Here is a 947-nt window from a genome sequence, read left to right as displayed (position 1 = left end):
TATTTGTCGAGGACCTTCCATCGACGTGTCTCGGCGTGACGTTCCGCCCCCACCCAGTTACCCGACAGTCTCTCAGGCGTCGCGCAGGGCGTCGTCGATGCCGGTCTCGCGGCGACCGAGGTGCGCGGGTTCCCGGCCGGACAGCACGTCCAGCGCGGCCTTCAGGCAGGCGCCGTTCTCGCGTAGGGACCCGAACCGCCACGTCCGGGAGTACCGCTTCGCGCTGTCGTCGCCCACCCCCTGAGCGTCGATGCCGAGACGCCGACACAACGCCACGGCCCGGGGCAGATGGAACGACTGGGTCACGACCGTCGCCCGTTCCACGCCGAAGATCTGCCGGGCCCGCGCGCAGGAGTCGTACGTGTCGAACCCGGCGTAGTCGAGAATTACCTTGCGCGCCGGCACGCCCCGGTCGACCAGCCAGCGCAGCATCGCCTCGGGCTCGTTGTGGTCGGCGTTCATGTTGTCGCCGGACACGAGAATCGCGCTCACCCGTCCGGCGTCGAACAACCGCCGCGCGATCTCCAGCCGGGCCGCGAGGACCGGCGACGGCTCGCCATCGGCGTCCACCTTGGTGCCCAGGACCAGGGCGACCGGCGCCGCCGGCACGTCGGCCTCGTCGTAGAGGTGGCCGGTGGCGACGTCACGGACCCACCGCACGCTGGCCACGGTGCCGCCGGCCAGGACCACCGCACCGACCAACCCCGCGACCAGGGTACGGCGGACGAACCGTCGATGTTCCCCGTACCACCGCACCACACCGGAACGTCCCCGCATGCGGGCGAGACTAGCCCGGCGGCGCTTGTCCCGACCTATCCGGGGAGTCCGCCAGGGGCGACGCGTGCGGCGAAGCCGGGTGCGGGTTACGCGTTAGAGCGACCGGCAATAGGCGTCACTTGAGTCGGCGGGTTGTCGGTCGGGTGTCCCAGCGATAGAGCGTGCGGGCT

At 71.0% G+C, this 947-nt stretch carries 1 protein-coding gene; it reads right to left on the bottom strand.

Annotation, left to right across the window (positions count from 1 at the left end; translation table 11 throughout):
* Positions 1-72 precede the first annotated feature (72 nt).
* Complete coding sequence (locus tag ACLQ24_RS29860) at positions 73-777, bottom strand: SanA/YdcF family protein (RefSeq protein WP_425895076.1); 705 nt, start codon at positions 775-777, stop codon at positions 73-75.
* Positions 778-947 lie beyond the last annotated feature (170 nt).

Source organism: Micromonospora sp. DT4 (genome assembly GCF_049841675.1).
Lineage (GTDB): Bacteria > Actinomycetota > Actinomycetes > Mycobacteriales > Micromonosporaceae > Micromonospora.
Note: the sequence above shows the minus strand (reverse complement) of the source record. Positions and strands in the feature narration are given on the sequence as shown.